Here is a 21,755-nt window from a genome sequence, read left to right as displayed (position 1 = left end):
GGGTTTTGAACTGAACCGGCGGCACGATTCTGAACAATTATTGCGTTCTGGATATTCGACTACGCTTGCATGCAAGACTGCCTGACTAAGCTTGGCTGGGTCTCTTTTGACTCGGTCTCCGTTACGAATGGGCAAGGGGGGCATTGCGACCCGGCTGGCCATGTAAGGATGCTGACGAATGCCGCGTATAGATGTTCCTGTTTTACATCGTGGTTTACGCCCGTTGTTTCGCGTTGCGCTGTGCAGCCAGTTGCTCTGGCCGGCACTGGCGTTTGCCGATACGCCCTATGATCAGATGGTGCGTGATGCCCGTGCCGGGCAGACCACGCCTGCGCTGAACGTGCTGCGCCAGGTGCCACCGGGGCAATCGACCACCGGCCAGATCAGCGATCACCTGCAAATCGCCAGCTGGGCAGGCCTCGATGCCGAGGTGGTGCAGGTCTATGAGACCCAGGGCCGTGACCGGGTGCTGCCGGTGCAGGCACTGACCGCCACCGCGCGCGCCTATCGCAACCTCAAGCGTTGGGAGCAGGCGACCCAGGTCTACAACAAGGCCCTGGCGCTGGAGCCGGACAACGCTGACCTGCAACTGGGGCTGGCGCTGACTCAGGCTGACGCGGGCAAACCCGACGAAGCCGTGACCCGCGCCAAGGCTCTGGTTGCCGCCAAACCCGACGATCCCTCGCGCCGCCTCGCACTGGGCTATGCCCTGACCCGCGCCGGCAAGCAGTACGACGCACTATTCGAATACGATCAGGCGTTCATGCGTGCCGGCAGCAAGCCGGAAGTCGCCCGTGAATACGTGGTCGCCCTGCAAAAGGCGCGGCTGCCGGAACCGGCGCTGCGCCTGGCCAATCAACGTCCGGGGCTGATCGACCCGGTCACCCTGCGCCGCCTCGAAGGTGATCTGGCTGCCGAACGCGTGCGTCTGGCCGAACTCGCCACCCGCAGCGAAAAAGAACGCTATGTGATCGCTGACCGCGCGTTGGCCGATTACGACAAATTGCTCGCCACCTGGACCCCGGACGCCAGTGCCCACGATGACGTGATTCGCTGGCGCATCGACCGCATGGGCGCACTCAAGGCGCGGGCGCGCACCGCAGACGTGATCAATGAATATCAGAAGCTGCAAAGCGAAGGCGTGAAGATTCCGACCTACGCCTTGCGCTGGGTGGCGGCGTCGTATCTGGATCAGCGCCAGCCGGAAGTCTCCACTGACCTGTATCGCCAGGTGCTGTCGGCACCGGATGCCGATGTCGGTGATCGTCTCGAAGACACCACTGCGTTGTACTACTCGCTGCTGGAAAGCGACCGCGCTGATGAAGCGCGCAAAGTCGCCGAGGATCTGGCCAAGACCCAGAAACCGCGAGTCGAACTCAAGGGCTTGCCGATCGGCAACCCCAACGACGAATGGATGGACGCCCAGCAGCTCGCGGCGCAGGCCGGCACCTACGGCTCCGACCTGCCGCACGGCGAGGAACGCCTGCAGACCTTGGTCGATCAAGCACCGGGCAACCTCGGTTTGCGTCTGGCCCAGGCCGATCTGTACCTGGCCCGACAGTGGCCACGCCGCGCTGAAAACCAGCTCAAGGAAACCGAAAGCATGGCCCCGCGCGACATGGGCCTGGAACTGGCTCAGGCGCGCACCGCGATGAGCCTGCAGGAATGGCGGCAAATGGATGCGCTGACCGATGACGTGGTCGAGCGTTTCCCCGACAACCGTCAGGTGCAGCGCGCGGCCCGCGAGCGCGAAGTGCACGACATGTCCGAACTGCGTGTCGAAGCCTACGGCGGCAAAGCCAATGGAGGTGGCGGCAGCGGTGGTGCGGGCGCGGTCAGTGGCAGCCGCGATTTCGGCATCCAGAGCACCCTGTACAGTCCGCCGATCGATGAGGACTGGCGGGTGTTCGTCGGCGCCGGTTATGCCACCGGCGACTTCGCCGAAGGCACCGGTACCGACCGCTTTCAGCGTGTTGGCCTGGAACGGCGTACCCGCGACATGAGCCTGGAAGCTGAAGTTTCCAACCACGATTACGGTTACGGCGCCAAGCAGGGCGCGCGTATCGCGATTGCCCGCGACATCAACGACAACTGGCAGTACGGCGGCAGCTTCGCCTACCTGTCGGCCGAGACGCCATTGCGTGCGCTCAACAGCGACATCAAGGCCAACGGCGGCAACGCGTTCATCCGCTGGCGCGCCAATGAGAGTCGCGAGTGGCGGCTGTCGGTCAGCCCGTCGCACTTCAGTGATGGCAACAACCGCGTCGAGGCCTTGCTCACCGGGCGCGAGGGCGTCTACAGCGCGCCGAACGTACAGGTCGATGCCGGTCTGGAGGTCGGCACCAGCCACAACTCCAATTCCGAGGATGTGCCGTACTTCAACCCGAAGTCGGACTTCAGCGTCATGCCGACGGTCAACGTCAACCATGTGCTCTACCACCGCTACGAAACCTCCTGGAGCCAGCAATTCCAGGCCGGTGCGGGTACCTACAGCCAGCGTGACCACGGCACCGGCGGCATGGCGATGCTCGGTTATGGCCAGCGTTATGCCTGGAACGACGTGTTCGAGGTGGGCGGTTTGTTCAGTGTGATCAACCGGCCCTACGACGGTGATCGGGAGACCGATCTGCGTCTGCTCGTCGACCTCACTTTCCGCTTCTAGAAGAGTTTGAAGATGCCTTTGATGACGCGTTTCATCCTTCTGCTGGGAGTGCTGCTGGTCAGCGCCTGCGCCCAGCAAGCCCCGGCCTTCGCGCCGCCGTCGCAACGTCCGCTGGCGGCCAATGAAAAACCCTGGCCGAAAAACCACGTGCTGGGCATCGCCTATCACGACGTCGAAGACCGTGACCCTGATCAGGCCGTGGTGGCCGTGCGCACCGAGCGCATGATCGAACAGTTGGCCTGGCTGCGCGAGAACGGCTACAAGCCGGTCACCGTCGACCAGATCATGGCCGCGCGCAAGGGCGGCCCGGAACTGCCGGCCAAAGCGATCCTGCTCAGTTTCGACGACGGTTACTCAAGCTTCTATACCCGCGTGCTACCGGTGCTGCGCGCCTACAACTGGCACGCCTTGCTGGCGCCGGTCGGCACCTGGATCGACACGCCGCTCAATCAACCGGTGGATTTTGCCGGCGCCCCCCGCGCACGCTCCGACTTCCTGACCTGGGATCAGGTGCGGGAAATCTCGCAGTCGGGGCTGGTGGAAATCGCCGCGCACACCGACGCCAGCCACAAAGGCATCCTCGCCAACCCGCAGGGCAACATGCAGCCGGCGGCGGCCACCCGCCGCTACGATCCAGTCACCAAAGGCTATGAGTCCGAAGAGGATTTCCGCGCCCGAATCCGCAATGACGTCGCGACCATTTCGGAAAAGATCCGCAAGGTCACCGGCAAGAAACCGCGCATCTGGGTCTGGCCCTACGGCACGGCGGACGGCACTTCGCTGACCGTGGTCGGCGAGCAGGGCTACGAAATGGCCCTGACCCTGGACGACGGTCTCGACGCTCTCGACAACCTGATGAGCAGCCCGCGTTTCCTGGTGGCCTCCGATCCTGACGGCGAGCATTTCGCCAACAGCATCGTCGGCGTGCAGTCGGACTTCGCCATGCGCGTGGTGCATGTCGATCTGGATAACGTTTACGACCCGGATCCGGCGCAGCAGGAAATCAACCTCGGCAAGCTGATCCAGCGCATGGCCGACATGGGCGCCAACACCGTGTTCCTGCAGGCCTTCGCCGATCCGAAGGGCGACGGACTGGTGCACTCGCTGTACTTCCCTAACCGTCACCTGCCGGTGCGCGCCGACATCTTTGACCGTGTCGCCTGGCAACTGCGCACTCGGGCGCACGTGAAAGTGTTCGCCTGGATGCCGGTCCTGAGTTTTGGCCTCGATTCGAAGCTGCCGCGTGTCACGCGCTGGGATCCGAAGACCGGCAGCACCTCGGTCGATCCGGGCCAGTATCAACGCCTGTCGCCATTCGATCCGCAAGTACGGCGGATCATCGGTGAAATCTACGAAGACGTGGCGCGTCTGACCTCGGTCGACGGCATTCTTTATCACGACGACGCGGTGCTCTCGGACTTCGAAGACGCCAGCCCCGAGGCCCTGAAGGCTTATGCCGCGCATGGCTTGCCGGGGTCCATTGCGGCGCTTCGGGATGATCCGGCAGCCATGCAGCGCTGGACGCGGTTCAAGAGCCAATACCTGATCGACTTCACCAATGAGCTGACCGCCAAGGTACGTGCGATCCGTGGCCCGCAAGTGCTGACCGCACGCAACATCTTCGCCGAGCCAGTGCTCAATCCTGAGAGCGAAGCCTGGTTTGCGCAGAACCTCGACGACTTCCTCGTGACCTACGACTGGACGGCGCCGATGGCCATGCCACTGATGGAAAAACAGACCCAGGCGCAATCCGGCCCGTGGCTTGAAGAACTGGTGGCGAAGATCAAACAGCGCCCCGGTGCACTGGATCGCACAGTCTTCGAACTGCAGGCCCGCGACTGGACGAAAAAGGATCAGGCCGACATCGACGGCGCCCAATTGGCCGACTGGATGGGCCGGCTCAAGCGTCAGGGTGCGACCAGTTTCGGTTACTACCCGGACAACTTCCTCGACAATCTGCCGGACCTGAAAACCGTAAGGCCTGCGCTCTCCAACAAATGGAACCCATGACATGCTGGATAGACTGTTAGCCCTGCTTGTTCTGGCGCTCGTCCTCGGCGTGCCGCTGGGGTTGATCTTCCTGGTCACCGGGCAATTCCTGATGGACTTCGTGTTCTTCTACCCGTTGTTCATGTCCGGGCTGTGGATTGCCGGCGGCCTGTATTTCTGGCTGCACTGGGAACGCCACTGGCCATGGAAGGACGACACTTTGCCGCCGCCACTGGAAGGCGAGCCGCTGATCTCGATCCTGATCCCTTGCTACAACGAAGGCGAAAACGCTGCCGACACGATTCACGCGGCGCTGGCCCAGCACTACCCGAACATCGAAGTCATCGCGATCAACGACGGCTCCAAGGACAACACCGCCGAAGTGCTCGACCGGCTCGCCCAGGAAGACCCACGCCTGCGGGTGCTGCATCTGGCGGAAAACCAGGGCAAGGCCGTGGCCCTGCGCATGGGCGCCATCGCTGCGCGCAGCGAATATCTGGTGTGCATCGACGGTGACGCGCTGCTGGCGCCGAACACGGCGGCCTATCTGGTGGCGCCGATGCTCGACAACGCGCGGCTTGGCGCAGTGACCGGCAACCCGCGCATCCGCACACGTTCGACCTTGGTCGGGCGGGTGCAGGTCGGCGAGTTCTCGTCGATCATCGGTCTGATCAAGCGTACGCAACGGGTGTTCGGGCGGATCTTCACCGTGTCCGGGGTGATCGTCGCGTTCCGTCGTACCGCGTTGAACCGGGTCGGCTACTGGAGCCCGGACATGATCACCGAAGACATCGACATCAGCTGGAAGCTGCAACTCGATCACTGGAGCATCTTCTACGAGCCGCGCGCGCTGTGCTGGATCCTGATGCCGGAAACCCTGCGCGGTCTGTGGAAGCAGCGCCTGCGCTGGGCCCAAGGCGGTGCCGAGGTGCTGTTCAAGAACATTCGCGGCATCTGGCAGTACCGCCATCGTTACCTGTGGCCGCTGCTGTTCGAATACTGCCTGTCGACCGGGTGGGCCTTCACCTTCCTGCTGTCGGTGATCTTCTGGGGCGTCGGCAAGTTCGTGGTCATGCCGGAATCGATTGCCGTGCATCACCTGATGCCGCCAGCGTTCACCGGCCTGTTGCTGGCGTTCGTCTGCCTGGTGCAGTTCGCGGTCAGCATCATCATCGACCGGCGCTATGAACCGGGTCTGGGCCGAACCATGTTCTGGGTGGTCTGGTATCCGATCGCGTTCTGGCTGGTCAGCCTGCTCACCACATTGGTCAGTTTCCCCAAAGTGCTGTTTGGTCAACACCAGAAGCGTGCGCGTTGGGTCAGCCCTGACCGGGGTATCAAACCGGTCGGCGACGACGAAGAGGAGGTCATCAAATGAAAATCATCCGGACCCGGCAGCGGCCCTTCCTGGTGGTGGTCGATGTGGTCCTCACCGTGCTGGCCTGGGTCGGCCTGCTGTTTCTGCTGATTCGCGGACTGTGGCCGTTGATCGAGACCCACGCCGGTGGGCCACGCATCGACAACTCGGCGTTCGAGGCCCTGGGTACGTTGCAGATCTACCTGTGGGTGGCGCTGGTCAACGCAGTGATCCTGATTGGTTGGGCGCGTTATCAGCAGCGCAAAAGCAGAAGTTTCGCCCAGCGTCGCTTGCCGGCACCGGTGGTCGATGATGAAGGGCTGAGCAAGAGCTTCCGCCTGTGCGATGACCGCCTGGAGAAGCTGCGCACACCCGGGGTGATGACCATCCACAACGATCAGGAAGGTGATATCAGCCATGTGGTGCTGAATTTCCGTCCGCTGGAGCCAGCGGAGCTGCCGCCACCGCTGGCGCCGCTTGAACATCCGCGGGTGATCTTTCTGCACGCCGAGGATGATGACAATCGCGACCCGGTGAATCGCCCCACCTGAACAACGACTCCCCTGTAGGAGCTGCCGAAGGCTGCGATCTTTTGATCTTGATTTTAAAGATCAAAAGATCGCAGCCTTCGGCAGCTCCTACATTGTTCAGCATTCAGCAGCGAATCAGTTCCCACGCGTCTTCCATCGTCAGCGGCTGTTTCATCCGCTCGGCCAGCATCGCCATGGCCCGCTCCTCCTCGCATGCCACAGCGGCAACCACCACGCCGTTGTGGCCGAACAGGCCGATGAAGGGCGGATGCTCGGGCTCGCCCTCGAACTCGATTTCATCCCACTGACTGGCATGGCCAAGGTAGTCGTAGTTCCTGCCGAAGTGCCAGGTCCAGAAAAACGGCACATCCAGATAATGTTCATCGGCACCCAGCATGTTGGCGGCAGCGATGCGCGCGTGCTGCTGGGCCAGGCGCCAATGTTCGATGCGTTGCGGCTGGCCGCTCAGGGTGAACGTGGCGATATCGCCAATCGCCCATAGACCTTCGCAGACCCGCAGACCAGCATCGACGCGCAGTGACTGGTCTTTCTCCCTTGGCAGCGAAGCGAACGCTTCTGTGGCCGGATGCACACCAACCCCCGCCAGCACCAGATCCGCCGAAACGCGCAAACCGTTGTCCAGCAGCACCGCCTCGACTTTGCCATCACCGGTGATTTCCCGGGCTTCGTGATCGGTGATGAATTTCACCCCGTGTTGTTCGTGGAGCGCACGGATCGCCTTGCCCACCGCTTCGCCAAATTGCGCGGCAAACGGGATGGCGTGGCGGGCGATGACCGTGACGTCGAGGCCGAACTGACGCAGGGCCGAGGCGCATTCGAGGGCGATAAAGCTGTCGCCGATGATCAGCGCCCGCTGTTCGGGGTTGGCGGTGCGCATGATCTGTTCGGCCTGGGCTTTCGAGCGCAGGACGAACACCTGCGGCAGGTCGGCGCCGGGTAGTTGCAGCGGATTGGGCTCGCCGCCGGTGGCGAGTACCGCGGCGTCGTAACCAAGGGTCTGGCCATCCTTCAAATGCAGGGTTTTCGTTGTTGCGTCGAGGGCCGAAATTTCGCCTTGCCGGCGTTCGATGCGCTGCTCCTTATAAAAGCTTTCATCGCGCAGCGGCGGGGTTTCCTGCGCCGACATCTCGCCGGCGAGGACGAATTTGCTCAGCACCGTGCGGTCGTAACCGGCGTCCGCTTCGCGGTCGAGCATGACGATCCGGCCGCCGAAACCTTTCTCCCGCAGAGCCGCCGCACATGCCGTGCCCGCTGCTCCTGCGCCGACAATCACAAAGGTGCGCGGATCATCAGCCGGAGGCGTGTGCGCATCCGGCAGCGGTTGATCATCGACCCAGACCTCATCACCGCGTAACTCCAGCGGATAACGCTTGAGGCTGTCGAGGGCCGGTGGCTCGCACAACGCGCCGTCTTCGACGCGAAACGCGGCTTTGTGCCACGGGCAGATCAGGCGTCCGTTGCACAACGCGCCGTCAGCCAATGGCGCGCCAGCGTGTGGGCATTCGCCCTGAAATGCACGCAGTTGGCCATTGGCGTGGAGCAGGACAATCTTGCGCTCGCCGATTTCGACTTGCAGGCCACGGTCTTCGGGGACATCGGCGACACGGGCGACACGGTGCAGGCTCATGTTCGTGCTCCTGACAGGCATTTCTCTTACGAGTTTGCGCCGCAGTGCGAGGTTCAGCCAATTGCCACTGCCAAGCTACGAACGGTACAGCTATAGTTTGCAGGCCGACGAAGGCCCAACTGCACAAGGTACTCCCGGAATGACCCGATTGACCTCTCTCAACCCTTGGCTGGCGGCCGTCGCCGTCGCCCTTTGCGTGCAGTTTCCGGCGCAGGCGGCCGAGCGCTTTACCCTCGACATCCCCGGTGTCTCGGACAACCGCCTGTTCACCTCGGCCGCCGCGAGCGATGCGGCCGGTTGCGGTGGCAAGAACCAGTCGCCGGCGCTGGCCTGGAATGCGGGCCCTGCCGGCACCCTGAGCTACGCGATCGTCATGCACGACCCGGACGGTCAGAAAGGTGCTGGCGTCGATCACTGGATTCACTACGGCATCAAGGCCACCACCCGGCAGATCCCGGCCGGCGTCGGCGCCAAATCCAGTCTTGAAGGCGTGGGCGGCACCAACAGTAAAGGCACCACCCATTACATCGGGCCGTGCCCACCGGTCGGCGACAGCGCCCACCACTACATCATTCAGATCTACGCCCTCGATCTGGCCCCGGACGCCTTGCCCGCCGGCCTGACCCGCGCCGAGCTGATGGACAAGATCAAAGGCCACGTACTGCGTAACAGCAGCGTGGTGCGGCGTTATCACCGCTAAAAATTTTTTTTGGCGGGGTTTAACCCGATCTGAAAGGGCTGCCCGTCTCAGTGGATGAATGAATCACTTTCATCCCGAGGTCAGCCCCCATGTCCCGCTCCCTGCCTTTTTTGCGACCCGTTGCCGTCGGTGTGTTGTTGACCGTCGCCGGTTGCGGCGTGTCCTCTAATCCCGAATCGGCTGCCGTCCCGGCGCCGGCCCAGCCACAGGCGTCGATTCAGCATGAGGCGCTCGTTACCGACAGTGCGCTGGCCAAGCGCAGTGCGCGTCCGGCGCCGATTGCCAGTTTCGCGGCGATGCCGGCTTCGGAAAGTTATCCACAAGGCTATCGCGACGAGCAGCGCGAGCAATATCAGGCGCTGGCCGACAATTCTATTCACAGCGTGGCCGAGGCTCCGGTCTCGACCTTCAGCGCCGACGTCGATACCGGCGCCTACGCCAATGTCCGGCGTTTGCTCAATCAGGGACGCCTGCCGCCGGAAGGCGCGGTGCGGCTGGAAGAGTTGGTCAATTATTTTCCCTACAACTATGCGCTGCCGACCGATGGTTCGCCCTTCGGAGTAACCACCGAACTGGCCGCCACCCCGTGGAATCCGCACACCCGCCTGCTGCGCATCGGCATCAAGGCCTCTGACCGGGCTGTGGCGGAGCTGGCCCCGGCGAATCTGGTGTTTCTGGTGGATGTGTCCGGCTCGATGGATCGCCGCGAAGGGCTGCCACTGGTCAAAAGCACATTGAAACTGCTGGTCGATCAGTTGCGCGAACAGGATCGGGTGTCGCTGGTGGTGTATGCCGGCGAATCCCGTGTGGTGCTGGAGCCAACGTCCGGACACGAGAAAGCCAAAATTCGCACAGCCATCGAGCAATTGACCGCCGGCGGTTCAACCGCTGGTGCGTCGGGCATCGAACTGGCCTATCAAATGGCCCAGCAGGCGTTCATCCCCAAAGGTATCAACCGCATCCTGTTGGCCACTGACGGTGACTTCAACGTCGGTATCAGTGACTTCGACAGCCTCAAACAAATGGCTGTGGATAAACGCAAAACCGGGATTTCCCTGACCACCCTGGGTTTCGGTGTGGATAACTACAATGAACACTTGATGGAGCAGCTGGCCGACGCCGGTGACGGCAACTACGCCTACATCGACAACCTGCGCGAGGCGCGCAAAGTGCTGGTGGATCAACTCGGTTCGACCCTGGCGGTGGTGGCAAAAAACGTCAAATTGCAGGTGGAATTCAACCCGGCGCAGGTCAGTGAATATCGCCTGCTTGGCTACGAAAACCGCGCCTTGAAGCGTGAGGATTTCAGCAATGACAAAGTCGATGCCGGTGAAGTCGGCGCAGGACACACGGTGACCGCGCTGTATGAAATTGTTCCGACAGGTGAGAAGGGCTGGCTGGAACCGCTGCGCTACGGTAAATCGGAGAAGGTGGTTGCTGCGAAGGATGGAGAATTGGCGATGCTGCGTGTGCGTTATCAACAGCCCGAAGGTGGGAAAAGTCTGCTGATCGAGCGGCCGATTGCCGATCAGCTCGCACCGGCCAGTGAGGACCTGCGTTTCGCGGCGGCAGTGGCGGCGTTTTCCCAGCAGCTCAAGGACGCTCGCTACACCGGCGACTTCAGCCTCAAGGATACCGAAACCCTGGCCCGTGGCGCTCGTGGCGATGACCGTTTCGGTCTGCGCAACGAGTTCGTGCAACTGGTGGAACTGGCGCAAAGCCTGCGCACCTCAACCGCATCGAATACGCTGCCCACTGAGCGACGGATTGAATAGTGAGCCGATTGAAAGGCTTCATCAGTCAACTGTTTGCTGCGCCAGACAGCCCGACCGCCAGCAGCGATGAAACGCTGCTGGCGCGTTATCGCGAGGGCGACGGCGCGGCGTTCGAGATCCTCTACGCCCGTCATCGTCAGGGTTTGTATCGGTTTTTGCTCGGATTGAGCGGCAAACCGGAACTGGCCGACGAAGTCTTTCAGGACACCTGGCTGAGCCTGATCCGCAGCACCAGTCAGCCACAGGGGCGGGCGACGTTTCGTACATGGCTGTTCCAGATTGCGCGCAATCGGCTGATCGATCACTGGCGCAAATACGGCGTGCATCAGCCGCTGCACGACAGCTACGACGAACAGCTGCATTCGATTGGCGACGAGACCAATGATCCCGAACAATTACTGAACCTCAGCCGCGACAACCAGCGCCTGGCAAGCGCTCTGCAAACCTTGCCTGCCGATCAGCGCGAAGTGTTCCTGCTGCGCGCCCACGGCGACCTCGACCTGGCGCAAATCGCCAGCCTCACCGAAACACCGCTGGAAACCGTCAAGAGCCGCTTGCGCTACGCCCAGCAAAAACTGCGTCGGCTGCTGGCCGAGGAGGTACTGACATGACTGACGCCCGCCAGACACCCGAAGATCCTGTGATCAAACATGTGCGCGAACAGCACAACGTTGAACCGCCGGCGCACCTTGATGCGTTCATCCTCAATGCTGCTCACCGCGAAACCCCGGTGCCCAAGCCAGGCCTGTGGCAACGCTGGCTGCGGGCCTGTCAGAAACCGCGTTGGCAGGTCGCCTTCGCCAGCGTGGTCGGTGTGGCACTGATGTTGTCGCTGGTGCAACGTGCACCCGAGCCGCAAGCGCAATTCGACTTCGCCCCGGCGGCCAAACCGGCTGCACCACTGGCGCGCAAACAAGCCCCCGAAGCGCAATCACTGCCCGCTCCACCCGCTGCGGCCATGTCCTCGCCGGCACCGATGATGGAAATGGCCGAGCCGATGCAAAGCGACGTAATTACCACTGACGAAGCCAAACTCAGCAAACGCGCCGCCGCCCCGGCCAACGGCCTCGACGCGCAACTGCACGAAGTTCTGCGCCTGCGCGACTCCGGCCAGTCGCAAGCCGCAGACGCGCTGTACAACAACCTGCACAAACGCTACCCCGGCGTGGACCTCGACCTGCGCCTCGAAAAAATCCGCCAGAACTGACCGCTTGTTCACCCAGCCATTTGGCATTGCCCGGCAAAAACGCGCACTATCGGGCCATGGCTGAAGCGCTGGAGAACAAAGTGGCAGCAAAAATCGACCGCATCGCCCAACTCCTCAACTGCCCGCAGAAGGGCGAGGCGATGCGGCGCGCGATTACCGAGGCGCGCAAGGAGTTTCTGCTGAACCAGTCGGAAGAAGACGTCGTGGAAGAGGGCGAGGTTTTTGAGGAGGCTGGGGAAGAAGAGGAAGACGACGATTACGACGAGTTTGACTGGACGACGGAGTGACCGTCGTCGCATGAAACACTGCGCCCACAAAAAAGCCCCGGACCATCACAGTCCGGGGCTTTCTCGTTTCAATTCATGGCGCACCAGGCGGGATTCGAACCCACGACCCCTGCCTTCGGAGGGCAGTACTCTATCCAGCTGAGCTACTGGTGCAGCGGGCGACATCATACCTAGGTCGGCTCGGGGCGTCCATGCCGGGTTTTGGCGGGTTTTGTCAGTGCGCGTGTCGGTGTGAATCGCTGCATTCCTTAAAGCTGTAACGTCCTGCAAAACCCTCGCTTGGCGCTTTTTCCTGGCTGATCTATGGTTTGGCTGCGGCCGGGGCTTTTTGCTCGTTGATCTGAAAAAACCAGCAAACGCTGGGTTTTTGTTCTTTTTTTCGAACGACCTATTGTCCTTTACCCCCTTTGCTCCTACGATCCGTTTGAGATTTCAAACGCTCTTTGACGGGGTGTGGATGCGCAGATGCTGAGAATAACGCACGATCACTGCGCCTCACCCGGTAGATGATTTCCCTGACGGCAGCCTTGCGAGGCGCCTTTCTACAATCATAATTTGCTCCGCGCAGGCCGCGGTGCTGTTAAGGAAAGCCGACATGCAGCTTAAAGATACCCAGTTGTTCCGCCAGCAAGCATTCATTGATGGCGCTTGGGTCGATGCGGACAACGGTCAGACGATCAAGGTCAACAACCCGGCCACCGGCGAAATCCTCGGTACCGTGCCGAAAATGGGCGCCGCCGAAACCCGCCGTGCCATCGAAGCCGCTGACAAAGCGCTGCCGGCCTGGCGTGCACTGACCGCCAAGGAGCGTGCAGGCAAGCTGCGTCGCTGGTTCGAACTGATGATCGAGAACCAGGACGACCTCGCGCGCCTGATGACCCTCGAGCAAGGCAAGCCGCTGGCCGAAGCCAAGGGCGAAATCGTTTACGCCGCTTCGTTCATCGAGTGGTTCGCCGAAGAAGCCAAGCGTATCTACGGCGACGTGATTCCGGGCCACCAGCCTGACAAGCGCCTGATCGTGATCAAGCAGCCGATCGGCGTGACCGCAGCGATCACCCCGTGGAACTTCCCGGCGGCGATGATCACCCGTAAAGCCGGCCCTGCGCTGGCTGCCGGTTGCACCATGGTGCTCAAGCCGGCGTCGCAAACCCCATTCTCCGCCTTCGCTCTGGCCGAACTGGCGCAACGCGCCGGCATCCCTAAAGGCGTGTTCAGTGTGGTCTCCGGCAGCGCCGGCGACATCGGCAGCGAGCTGACCAGCAACCCGATCGTGCGCAAGCTGTCCTTCACCGGCTCGACCGAAATCGGCCGTCAGCTGATGTCGGAATGCGCCAAGGACATCAAGAAAGTCTCGCTGGAACTGGGTGGCAACGCGCCGTTCATCGTGTTCGACGACGCGGACCTGGATAAGGCCGTCGAAGGCGCGATCATTTCCAAATACCGCAACAACGGCCAGACCTGCGTCTGCGCCAACCGTCTGTACATTCAGGATTCGGTCTACGACGCGTTCGCCGAGAAGCTGAAAGTGGCCGTCGCCAAGCTGAAGATCGGCAACGGTCTGGAAGAGGGCACCACCACGGGCCCGCTGATCGACGAGAAAGCCGTGGCCAAGGTGCAAGAGCACATCGCTGACGCCGTGGCCAAAGGCGCCACCGTGCTGGCCGGTGGCAAGCCGATGGAAGGCAACTTCTTCGAGCCGACCATCCTGACCAACGTGCCGAACGACGCGGCGGTGGCCAAGGAAGAAACCTTCGGCCCGCTGGCGCCGCTGTTCCGCTTCAAAGACGAAGCCGAAGTGATCGCGATGTCCAACGACACCGAGTTCGGTCTGGCGTCGTACTTCTACGCTCGTGACCTCGGTCGTGTGTTCCGCGTGGCGGAAGCGCTGGAATATGGCATGGTCGGCGTCAACACCGGGCTGATCTCCAACGAAGTCGCGCCGTTTGGCGGCATCAAGGCCTCGGGCCTGGGCCGTGAAGGCTCCAAGTACGGCATCGAAGATTACCTGGAAATCAAATACCTCTGCCTTGGCATCTAAGCCTCGGTAGAAGATCGCTGTAAACGCAAAGGGCACGAGAGCGCTGTCCCTTTGCGTCGTTTCAAACCGGAATTTTCTCTGCGGCCGGGAACGCCGTGGCAGTCGATCATCGCATGCTGCCACCGCCGATTCCTCCCGCTTAATCCTTGAACCACGCCGCCCGATGAGCGGTGAATGAGGACTGTAATGAGCAAGACTAACGCTGAACTGATGGCCCGTCGTACCGCAGCTGTTCCACGTGGTGTTGGCCAGATTCACCCGATCTTCGCTGAATCGGCGAAGAACGCTACCGTGACTGACGTTGAAGGTCGTGAATTCATCGACTTCGCCGGCGGCATCGCTGTGCTGAACACCGGCCACGTGCACCCGAAAATCATCGCCGCCGTGACCGAACAGCTGAACAAGCTGACCCACACCTGCTTCCAGGTGCTGGCCTACGAGCCGTACGTTGAGCTGTGCGAAAAGATCAACGCCAAGGTGCCAGGTGATTTCGCCAAGAAAACCCTGCTGGTGACCACCGGTTCCGAAGCCGTGGAAAACGCCGTGAAAATCGCCCGTGCCGCCACTGGCCGCGCTGGCGTGATCGCCTTCACCGGCGCTTACCACGGTCGCACCATGATGACCCTGGGCTTGACCGGTAAAGTCGTGCCTTACTCGGCCGGCATGGGCCTGATGCCAGGCGGCATCTTCCGCGCGCTGTACCCGAACGAACTGCACGGTGTGAGCATCGACGATTCGATCGCGTCCATCGAACGCATCTTCAAGAACGACGCCGAGCCGAAAGACATCGCCGCGATCATCATCGAGCCTGTGCAGGGTGAGGGTGGTTTCTACGTCGCGCCGAAAGAATTCATGAAGCGTCTGCGCGCCCTGTGCGACCAGCACGGCATCCTGCTGATCGCTGACGAAGTGCAGACTGGCGCTGGCCGTACCGGCACCTTCTTCGCCATGGAACAGATGGGCGTTGCCGCCGACCTGACCACCTTCGCCAAATCCATCGCTGGCGGCTTCCCGCTCGCCGGTGTCTGCGGCAAGGCCGAATACATGGACGCCATCGCTCCAGGCGGCCTCGGTGGCACCTACGCCGGTAGCCCGATCGCTTGCGCTGCGGCGCTGGCCGTGATGGAAGTGTTCGAAGAAGAGCAACTGCTGGATCGCTGCAAGGCTGTCGGCGAGCGTCTGGTAACCGGTCTGAAGGCCATCCAGGCCAAGTACCCGGTGATCGGTGAAGTGCGTGCGCTGGGCGCGATGATCGCGGTCGAGCTGTTCGAAAACGGCGACAGCCACAAGCCAAACCCGACCGCCGTTGCGGCTGTCGTGGCCAAGGCGCGCGACAAGGGCCTGATCCTGCTGTCCTGCGGCACCTACGGCAACGTGCTGCGCGTTCTCGTACCGCTGACCTCGCCGGACGAGCAACTGGACAAAGGTCTGGCGATCATCGAAGAGTGCTTCTCGGAGCTGTAAGCCCCGGAGCTGTGTGATCCGTTCGACAAAAAACCCGCTTCGGCGGGTTTTTTTACGCCCCTTGAAACACATCAGGCGCTTTTGCGCTGTATCGAAAGGCCAGCATTGGCTAAGGTTCAGGCATTGCAAGGGAGAGCGCGCATGACTGCCGTTGATTTACCCGCCGTACCCCGAGTGCTGATTGCCGAGGCTGACCCATGGTCTCGTGACCTGCTCAAACAAGTGCTGCTCAATGTGCGCTGCGATGCGCGACTGGATCTGTGTGCCGACGGCCAGCAAGCGCTGTCGTTGCTTAGCGAAGTGCCGTATGACCTGGCCATTGTCGATTGGGAGTTGCCGGGCATCGACGGTCTGAGCGTGCTGCGCAGCGTGCGCCAGCGCAAACGCAATCCGCCGCTGCCGTTCATTCTGATGAGCAGTCGTAACGACAGCGCCAGCGTGCGCGAAGCCATACCCTTGGCCCCGACGGCCTACCTGACCAAACCGTTGAACATGGAAAGCCTGACCGAGCGGCTGCAGGGTTTGCTGCTGAACGCGGGTGAAGAGGTGTTCTGCGAAGTGCCGACGCTGGCGCCGGGCATGACCTTGTCGGTGTTCCTCGAGCGACGCCGCGAGCAGGCCGATGGCGCACCCTTGATGACCGATGTGCAGGTGGCGGTGAAGCGCAGCCTCAATCCCAATGGCCTCGATCTGAAGCTGCTGGAAGAAGAGATCCGCACCGATCCGCAGATCACCGCCGTGCTGATCGCCGCCGCCAACAGTGCGGCGCAGCATCATGGTGTGGCGGTGCAGACCCTGGGGCAGGCGCTGCATCGCCTCGGCACCGGGCAGAGCATGAACCTGATCCTCGGCCTGGCGCTCAAACGCAGCGCCAGACTCAGTGACCCGTGCCTGGCGGATTACGCCGAGCGCTATTGGGGGCTGTCGCTGCACACGGCGGAATACGCCCGCACCCTGGCGCGCCTGCTCGATCTGGATCAGGAGCGCTGCTACTGCGCGGGCATGCTGCATCGTCTCGGTGACCTGGCGTTGCTGCGTTGTTTGCAGGAGTGGAAACAGGCCGGTGGCGAGCTGGATGAGTGGGAGGAAGTCGGTGACGCGCTGGCGGAGTTTGGCGCGGCCTACGGTTCGGCGCTGCGTACACGCTGGCGCCTGCCGCTGGAGCTGCGCGAGTTGATTGCGTCGGTCTATCAGCTCGGTGGCGGGGTCTATTCCCGGGAAGCGCTGGTGATGAACATGGCGGCGCAGATGGCCCGTCTGACCGAGCATGAGGGCGTTGAAGAGCTGGCGAAGAGTCGTACGGCGCGGCTGCTGAAGATCGGGCTGCCGGAACTGACGCGGATGCGCAAATAACCGGATTCACGAGAATCCCCCTGTAGGAGCTGCGGCACGCTGCGATCTTTTGATCTTGTCTTTTAAAACAAAATCAAAAGATCGCAGCGTGCCGCAGCCCCTACAGGGGAAGTGAATCGGACGATGGATTTCAGCTTGAGATAATCCGGTTCTTGCCCTGACGCTTGGCCTCATACATCGCCGCATCCGCCCGGGAGAACAGGCTGTCGAGGCCTTCGTCTTGATCCTTGAGGCTGGTCAATCCCTGGCTGACGGTGATGCCGAAAGTCTGGCCGTCGACATTGAAGCTCAACCGCTGAATCTCCTGCTGCAGCCGCTCGGCCACTTGCAGCGCCATGTCCGGTGCGCAACCGGGGAACACGGCGGCGAATTCTTCGCCGCCGATACGTCCGAACAAATCACCCCGGCGTAACGAGGCGCGCCCGCATTCGGCAATCCGTTGCAGCACGTTGTCACCCGCCGGGTGGCCGTAGCTGTCGTTGATCAGCTTGAAATCATCGATGTCCAGCAGCAGGAAGGCCAGTGGTGCACCTTGCAGGCGTGCCTCTTCGAACTCGCGGTTGGCGCATTCGAAGAAGTGTCGGCGGTTGCTGCTCTGGGTCAGTACGTCGGTGGTCGCCAGGCGATGCAGCTCGGTTTCCATGTGCTTCTTGTCGGTGATGTCTTCGGCGATGCCGACGATGATCACCGGTTGTCCGGGTTCGTCCTGACGGTTGATGAAGCACTTGTCGCTGAGCCAGCGGACCTGACCGTCGGCGGCGATGATCCGATACTCGCGGTCTTCCACCGCGCCCTTGTGCAGCACTTCGGCAAGGCTGCGTTCGGCATAGTCGAGGTCGTCGGGGTAGATGCTGTCGCGCCACTGGTTGTAGTCGGCCAGCAACAGGCCTGCGGAGCGACCGAAAATCCGCTCGTAGGCAGGGCTGACATACAGCACCTGACGGGTTTCCCAATTGAACGCCCAGAGCACCGCGTTGACGCTCACCAGCAATGAACTGAACAGTTGTTCGCGCTCGCTCAGCCGGGCGACTTCGCCTTGAGCGTGCATCAGCGCCATCAGGGTTTGCGCGGCCTCGGGCCACTGCGCAAGGGATGAGTCTTTTTGATTGTTGTTGACCATCGGCACATTTCTCAAATGGTGTGCCGCAATTTCGACAACGGCCACAGTACAGCCCGCCGGGGTGGCGAAGTGTCTTTGAGATAGGGCTTTCGGTGCTAAGTTCCGCGCTTTTGTAGAGAGGGAGCCTGCTCCCGCCGGGCGGTAGAGATGACGCGTTTCAGCAATGAGAACGCGTCGACAAATTTGCGGTAGCTGCGCTACCGATCGGGGATGAATCCCCTCGCCACAGGGGATTCGTTCATGGCGGTCAGGCTGCGGCGGGGCGCAGCGAGTAGGTTTTCAGCTGGTCGGCGAATTCACGCAGGGACTGGATGCCGCTGGCTTCAGCCTCGTGCACCCATTCCTTGATGGCGGCGAGCATGTCGTGGCCATTGGCGCTGGTCTTGACCCAGATCTGTTGCAGGGCCAGGCGTTTTTCGTAAATGACCTTCAGCGCCTGGCTGTGCTCGAGCATGTTCTGGATGCGCAAGTGATGACGGTCTTCCAGCAGGCTGGTTTCCCGCGACAGCAGGCGCTTGGCCCGATGGAATTGATGACGTACCGAATGATCGACCTTGTCCAGCTCCTGCTTGACCAGCGGGCCGATCACCAATTTGCGGTACTGGGCCATGATCTGGAAGCGGTTGTTGAGGATCGCCATGGCGGTATCCATGTCCAGATGGCCCTTGCCTTCGACGCGGTGGGCAATCGGTGCCACACGCTGCACCTTGGCCAGACCGAAGAAGCTGAAGACCTTGATCCACGCCCAGCCGAGGTCGAACTCCCACTTCTTCACCGACAGCTTGGCCGAGTTGGGGTAGGTGTGATGGTTGTTGTGCAGTTCTTCGCCGCCGATCAGGATGCCCCACGGCACGAGATTGGTCGCCGCGTCGCGGCATTCGAAGTTGCGGTAGCCGATGGCGTGCCCCAGACCGTTGACCACGCCGGCAGCCCAGACCGGGATCCACATCATCTGGATCGCCCAGATGGTGATGCCGATGGTGCCGAACAGCAGCAGGTCGATGACGCCCATGATCGCCACGCCCAGCAACGGGTAGCGGCTGTAGAGGTTGCGTTCGATCCAGTCTTCGGGGCAGTTCTTGCCGTAGATGCGCAGGGTCTCCGGGTTCTCGGCTTCGGCGCGATACAGCTCGGCGCCTTTGCGCAGCACGGTGGACAGACCCTTGATGACCGGGCTGTGCGGGTCATCTTCGGTTTCACATTTGGCGTGGTGTTTGCGGTGGATGGCAGTCCACTCGCGGGTGTTCTGCGCCGTGGTCAGCCACAGCCAGAAACGGAAAAAGTGTTTCAGGCCGGCATTCAGCTCGAGCGAGCGATGGGCCGAGTAACGGTGCAGATAGACCGTGACGGCGACAATTGTCACGTGGGTCATCAGCAGGGTGACCGCGACCAGAGACCAGGCCGACAAGCCAAGAAAACCTTCGTACCACATAGGCTATAGGGCCCTCGATAAAGATAAAAACAGCCGTTGCATTATCACCAAGCACACAGATAAAACCAGTCGCCCTTTCAGATAAGAGTCGCTGGATGTTTCTTGACCTATAATTCCAACCTTTTTTGTAGGGACATGGACAGCCGAATGCCTGCCACTTACCGCGATGCCTTGCGTGCAGCGCTGCTCTACCTGTTGCTTGCTGTGGTCTGGCTGCAGGGAACTGGTTACTTATTGAACAGTTTCTTTGATGAGTCTGTCGATCTGCAGCGATGGCAACTGATCAACGGTTACGTCTGGGCTGCCGTCAGCGCTGGCCTGATTTTCCTGGCACGGGCCAGATTGTGCGAATTTCTCGGCATTGGTGCGCGGCTACGCGAGCGTCAGTCTGACCGTGAACGCTTGCGTCAGGCGGCAGCGGTGTTCGATTGCACCCGCGAAGGGGTGCTGGTCACCAATCATCAGGGCCTGATCGTGCACGTCAACCGTGCGTTCATGGAAATCACCGGCTACCAGTACGACGAAGTTCTCGGCCATCAGCCAAGCCTGTTCAAGTCCGGCCACCATCCGCCGGGCTTTTACCAGGCGATGTTCGCCACGCTGGAGAGCGAGGGCGAATGGAGCGGGGAGATCTGGAACCGACGCAAGAGCGGCGAGATTTATCCACAGTGGCAGACCATCCGCGTGATTCACGATGATCAGGGCCGCCTCAGTCACTACGTGGCGGTATTTTCCGACATCAGTGCGATCAAGGACTCCGAACACGAACTCAAGCACCTTGCCCACCACGACCCGCTGACCGACCTGCCCAATCGCCTGTTGTTCAGCGACCGCGCCGAGCAGGCGCTGGCCTCGGCGCAGATCCACAAGCGTGGCTGCGCCCTGCTGATGATCGATCTGGATCACTTCAAAATGATCAACGACAGCCTCGGGCACAACGTCGGCGATCGCCTGCTCAAAGCAGTATCGGCGCGCCTGCAGGAATTGTTCGGTCCCGGGATCACTCTGGCGCGGCTCGGCGGTGACGAATTCGCGGTGCTGGCGGAGAGTTGTCCACAACTGGTTCAGGCGGCGGCGCTGGCCCAACGCATTCTCGATGCGCTGAAGGAACCGTTCGGCATCGAGCGGCATCAGCTGTTCATCAACGCCAGTATCGGTATCAGCCTGTTCCCCAGCGACGCACTGAGTGCCGATCAATTGCTGCGCAACGCCGACGCCGCGCTGTTCAAGGCCAAGAGCAGCGGGCGCAATGGTTACGCGTTGTACACCGAAGAGCTGACCGCGCATGCGCAACAACGGGTTGAAATCGCCTTCGAGCTACGCCGCGCGCTGGAGCAGCAGGAGCTGCGGGTCTATTACCAACCGGTTCACGATTTGCGCAGCAGTCGCCTGATCGGCGTCGAAGCGCTGGTGCGCTGGCAGCATCCGCAGCGGGGGCTGGTGTCGCCGGCGGAATTCATTCCGATTGCCGAACGCACCGGGCTGATCGCCGAAATCGACGCCTGGGTGATGCGTCAGGCGTGTTTGCAGATGTGCCAGTGGCAGCAGGCCGGGATTGCGTTGTCGTTTGTTGCGGTGAACGTGTCGTCGCGCTTGTTTGCCCGGCGTGAGCTGTATCAGCAGGTGGCGCAGGTGCTGCACGAGACCGGGCTGGATCCGGCGTATCTGGAGCTGGAGGTCACCGAAAGCGCGGTGATGGATGACCCGGAAGTGGCGCTGGAGCAGATGCATCGCTTGCGTGAATTGGGCATTCGCCTGGCCATCGATGACTTTGGCACCGGGTACTCGTCGTTGTTGCGGCTCAAGCGCTTGCCGGTGCAGAAGCTCAAGATCGATCAGGGTTTTGTCGCCGGTCTGCCGTGGGACGAGGATGACGCAGCCATCGTTCGGGTGATCGTCGCCCTGGCACGCAGCATGGGCATGCAGGTGCATGCCGAAGGCATTGAGCAGGCCGAGCAGGCGGCATTTCTGCTGGAGCAGGAATGCGATCTGGGGCAAGGCTACTGGTTTGGGCGGCCGGTGCCGGCGGGGGAGATTGATTGGACCAAAGCACCTGTTATCGGTTAGCAGTCCTGTTATGGCTGACACAAAACCTGTGGTGAGGGGATTCATCCTCAATGGGTCGCGCAGCGGCCCTAAAAAACAGGGACTGCTACGCAGTCCATCGGGGATGAATCCCCTCACCACAAGGTT

16 protein-coding genes and 1 tRNA gene are annotated in these 21,755 nt (G+C 61.7%); 13 read left to right on the top strand and 4 right to left on the bottom strand.

The window, feature by feature from the left end:
• Nucleotides 1–178 precede the first annotated feature (178 nt).
• The 4 genes from pgaA to pgaD are packed head-to-tail and all read left to right on the top strand — an operon-like array spanning nt 179 to nt 6,559.
• On the top strand, nt 179–2,662 hold the full coding sequence (pgaA, locus tag JN524_RS23710) for a poly-beta-1,6 N-acetyl-D-glucosamine export porin PgaA (protein WP_202370909.1): 2,484 nt from the start codon (nt 179–181) through the stop codon (nt 2,660–2,662).
• Between the two features lie 12 nt (nt 2,663–2,674).
• Nucleotides 2,675–4,672 (top strand): poly-beta-1,6-N-acetyl-D-glucosamine N-deacetylase PgaB, encoded by a 1,998-nt coding sequence (gene pgaB, locus JN524_RS23705; protein ID WP_202370908.1) that lies wholly within the window; start codon nt 2,675–2,677, stop codon nt 4,670–4,672.
• Between the two features lies 1 nt (nt 4,673).
• On the top strand, nt 4,674–6,029 hold the full coding sequence (gene pgaC, locus JN524_RS23700; RefSeq protein WP_007961454.1) for a poly-beta-1,6-N-acetyl-D-glucosamine synthase: 1,356 nt from the start codon (nt 4,674–4,676) through the stop codon (nt 6,027–6,029).
• Nucleotides 6,026–6,559: a poly-beta-1,6-N-acetyl-D-glucosamine biosynthesis protein PgaD gene (pgaD, locus tag JN524_RS23695; protein WP_202370907.1), complete on the top strand. Its 534-nt coding sequence runs from the start codon at nt 6,026–6,028 to the stop codon at nt 6,557–6,559. The genes pgaC and pgaD overlap by 4 nt, the downstream gene beginning before the upstream one ends.
• Before the next feature lie 103 nt (nt 6,560–6,662).
• Here pgaD and JN524_RS23690 read toward each other — a convergent pair whose 3' ends face one another.
• Nucleotides 6,663–8,186 carry an FAD-dependent oxidoreductase gene (locus JN524_RS23690; protein WP_202370906.1) on the bottom strand — a complete coding sequence of 508 codons (1,524 nt, stop codon included), beginning with the start codon at nt 8,184–8,186 and terminating at the stop codon, nt 6,663–6,665.
• Nucleotides 8,187–8,325: 139 nt separating this feature from the next.
• On the opposite strand from JN524_RS23690, the gene JN524_RS23685 reads away from it, so the two are divergent.
• The 5 genes from JN524_RS23685 to JN524_RS23665 all read left to right on the top strand — a co-directional run bounded on the left by JN524_RS23685 (nt 8,326) and on the right by JN524_RS23665 (nt 12,155).
• Nucleotides 8,326–8,886: a YbhB/YbcL family Raf kinase inhibitor-like protein gene (locus tag JN524_RS23685; RefSeq protein WP_027611137.1), complete on the top strand. Its 561-nt coding sequence runs from the start codon at nt 8,326–8,328 to the stop codon at nt 8,884–8,886.
• A gap of 89 nt (nt 8,887–8,975) precedes the next feature.
• Nucleotides 8,976–10,661 (top strand): vWA domain-containing protein, encoded by a 1,686-nt coding sequence (locus JN524_RS23680; protein ID WP_202370905.1) that lies wholly within the window; start codon nt 8,976–8,978, stop codon nt 10,659–10,661.
• Between the two features lie 29 nt (nt 10,662–10,690).
• Complete coding sequence (locus JN524_RS23675; RefSeq protein WP_237403154.1) at nt 10,691–11,272, top strand: RNA polymerase sigma factor; 582 nt, start codon at nt 10,691–10,693, stop codon at nt 11,270–11,272.
• Nucleotides 11,269–11,868, top strand: coding sequence for a hypothetical protein (locus JN524_RS23670; protein ID WP_202370903.1), 600 nt, complete (start codon nt 11,269–11,271; stop codon nt 11,866–11,868). The genes JN524_RS23675 and JN524_RS23670 overlap by 4 nt, the downstream gene beginning before the upstream one ends.
• 56 nt (nt 11,869–11,924) lie before the next feature.
• On the top strand, nt 11,925–12,155 hold the full coding sequence (locus JN524_RS23665) for a hypothetical protein (RefSeq protein ID WP_202370902.1): 231 nt from the start codon (nt 11,925–11,927) through the stop codon (nt 12,153–12,155).
• 76 nt (nt 12,156–12,231) lie between these two features.
• On the opposite strand, the gene JN524_RS23660 is transcribed toward JN524_RS23665, so the two are convergent.
• Nucleotides 12,232–12,308: transfer RNA gene (locus tag JN524_RS23660), tRNA-Arg, on the bottom strand.
• 442 nt (nt 12,309–12,750) lie between these two features.
• On the opposite strand from JN524_RS23660, the gene gabD reads away from it, so the two are divergent.
• The 3 genes from gabD to JN524_RS23645 all read left to right on the top strand — a co-directional run bounded on the left by gabD (nt 12,751) and on the right by JN524_RS23645 (nt 17,010).
• Nucleotides 12,751–14,193 carry an NADP-dependent succinate-semialdehyde dehydrogenase gene (gene gabD / locus JN524_RS23655; RefSeq protein WP_202370901.1) on the top strand — a complete coding sequence of 481 codons (1,443 nt, stop codon included), beginning with the start codon at nt 12,751–12,753 and terminating at the stop codon, nt 14,191–14,193.
• 186 nt (nt 14,194–14,379) lie between these two features.
• Nucleotides 14,380–15,657 (top strand): 4-aminobutyrate--2-oxoglutarate transaminase, encoded by a 1,278-nt coding sequence (gene gabT / locus JN524_RS23650; RefSeq protein ID WP_003220503.1) that lies wholly within the window; start codon nt 14,380–14,382, stop codon nt 15,655–15,657.
• Nucleotides 15,658–15,798: 141 nt separating this feature from the next.
• A complete protein-coding gene (locus tag JN524_RS23645) occupies nt 15,799–17,010 on the top strand; it encodes a response regulator (protein ID WP_202370900.1) in 1,212 nt (403 codons plus the stop codon).
• 130 nt (nt 17,011–17,140) lie between these two features.
• Here the strand turns inward: JN524_RS23645 and JN524_RS23640 are convergent, their stop codons facing one another.
• A complete protein-coding gene (locus tag JN524_RS23640; protein ID WP_202370899.1) occupies nt 17,141–18,130 on the bottom strand; it encodes a GGDEF domain-containing protein in 990 nt (329 codons plus the stop codon).
• Between the two features lie 247 nt (nt 18,131–18,377).
• A complete protein-coding gene (gene desA / locus JN524_RS23635; protein ID WP_027611144.1) occupies nt 18,378–19,562 on the bottom strand; it encodes a delta-9 fatty acid desaturase DesA in 1,185 nt (394 codons plus the stop codon).
• 147 nt (nt 19,563–19,709) lie between these two features.
• On the opposite strand from desA, the gene dibA reads away from it, so the two are divergent.
• Nucleotides 19,710–21,629 carry a phosphodiesterase DibA gene (gene dibA / locus JN524_RS23630; protein ID WP_202370898.1) on the top strand — a complete coding sequence of 640 codons (1,920 nt, stop codon included), beginning with the start codon at nt 19,710–19,712 and terminating at the stop codon, nt 21,627–21,629.
• Nucleotides 21,630–21,755: the final 126 nt, after the last annotated feature.

The organism is Pseudomonas sp. MWU318 (genome assembly GCF_016756945.1).
GTDB classification, from domain to species: Bacteria; Pseudomonadota; Gammaproteobacteria; order Pseudomonadales; family Pseudomonadaceae; genus Aquipseudomonas; species Aquipseudomonas putida_A.
Note: the sequence above shows the minus strand (reverse complement) of the source record. Positions and strands in the feature narration are given on the sequence as shown.

Excerpts from the sequence above, each read along its gene's own strand:
- desA (WP_027611144.1), bottom strand. The coding sequence starts at position 19,562 with ATGTGGTACGAAGGTTTTCTTGGCTTGTCGGCCTGGTCTCTGGTCGCG.
- JN524_RS23690 (WP_202370906.1), bottom strand. The coding sequence starts at position 8,186 with ATGAGCCTGCACCGTGTCGCCCGTGTCGCCGATGTCCCCGAAGACCGT.
- pgaC (WP_007961454.1), top strand. The coding sequence starts at position 4,674 with ATGCTGGATAGACTGTTAGCCCTGCTTGTTCTGGCGCTCGTCCTCGGC.
- JN524_RS23665 (WP_202370902.1), top strand. The coding sequence starts at position 11,925 with ATGGCTGAAGCGCTGGAGAACAAAGTGGCAGCAAAAATCGACCGCATC.
- JN524_RS23680 (WP_202370905.1), top strand. The coding sequence starts at position 8,976 with ATGTCCCGCTCCCTGCCTTTTTTGCGACCCGTTGCCGTCGGTGTGTTG.
- JN524_RS23670 (WP_202370903.1), top strand. The coding sequence starts at position 11,269 with ATGACTGACGCCCGCCAGACACCCGAAGATCCTGTGATCAAACATGTG.
- JN524_RS23685 (WP_027611137.1), top strand. The coding sequence starts at position 8,326 with ATGACCCGATTGACCTCTCTCAACCCTTGGCTGGCGGCCGTCGCCGTC.
- JN524_RS23645 (WP_202370900.1), top strand. The coding sequence starts at position 15,799 with ATGACTGCCGTTGATTTACCCGCCGTACCCCGAGTGCTGATTGCCGAG.
- pgaA (WP_202370909.1), top strand. The coding sequence starts at position 179 with ATGCCGCGTATAGATGTTCCTGTTTTACATCGTGGTTTACGCCCGTTG.
- pgaB (WP_202370908.1), top strand. The coding sequence starts at position 2,675 with ATGCCTTTGATGACGCGTTTCATCCTTCTGCTGGGAGTGCTGCTGGTC.
- dibA (WP_202370898.1), top strand. The coding sequence starts at position 19,710 with ATGCCTGCCACTTACCGCGATGCCTTGCGTGCAGCGCTGCTCTACCTG.
- JN524_RS23640 (WP_202370899.1), bottom strand. The coding sequence starts at position 18,130 with ATGGTCAACAACAATCAAAAAGACTCATCCCTTGCGCAGTGGCCCGAG.
- gabD (WP_202370901.1), top strand. The coding sequence starts at position 12,751 with ATGCAGCTTAAAGATACCCAGTTGTTCCGCCAGCAAGCATTCATTGAT.
- pgaD (WP_202370907.1), top strand. The coding sequence starts at position 6,026 with ATGAAAATCATCCGGACCCGGCAGCGGCCCTTCCTGGTGGTGGTCGAT.
- gabT (WP_003220503.1), top strand. The coding sequence starts at position 14,380 with ATGAGCAAGACTAACGCTGAACTGATGGCCCGTCGTACCGCAGCTGTT.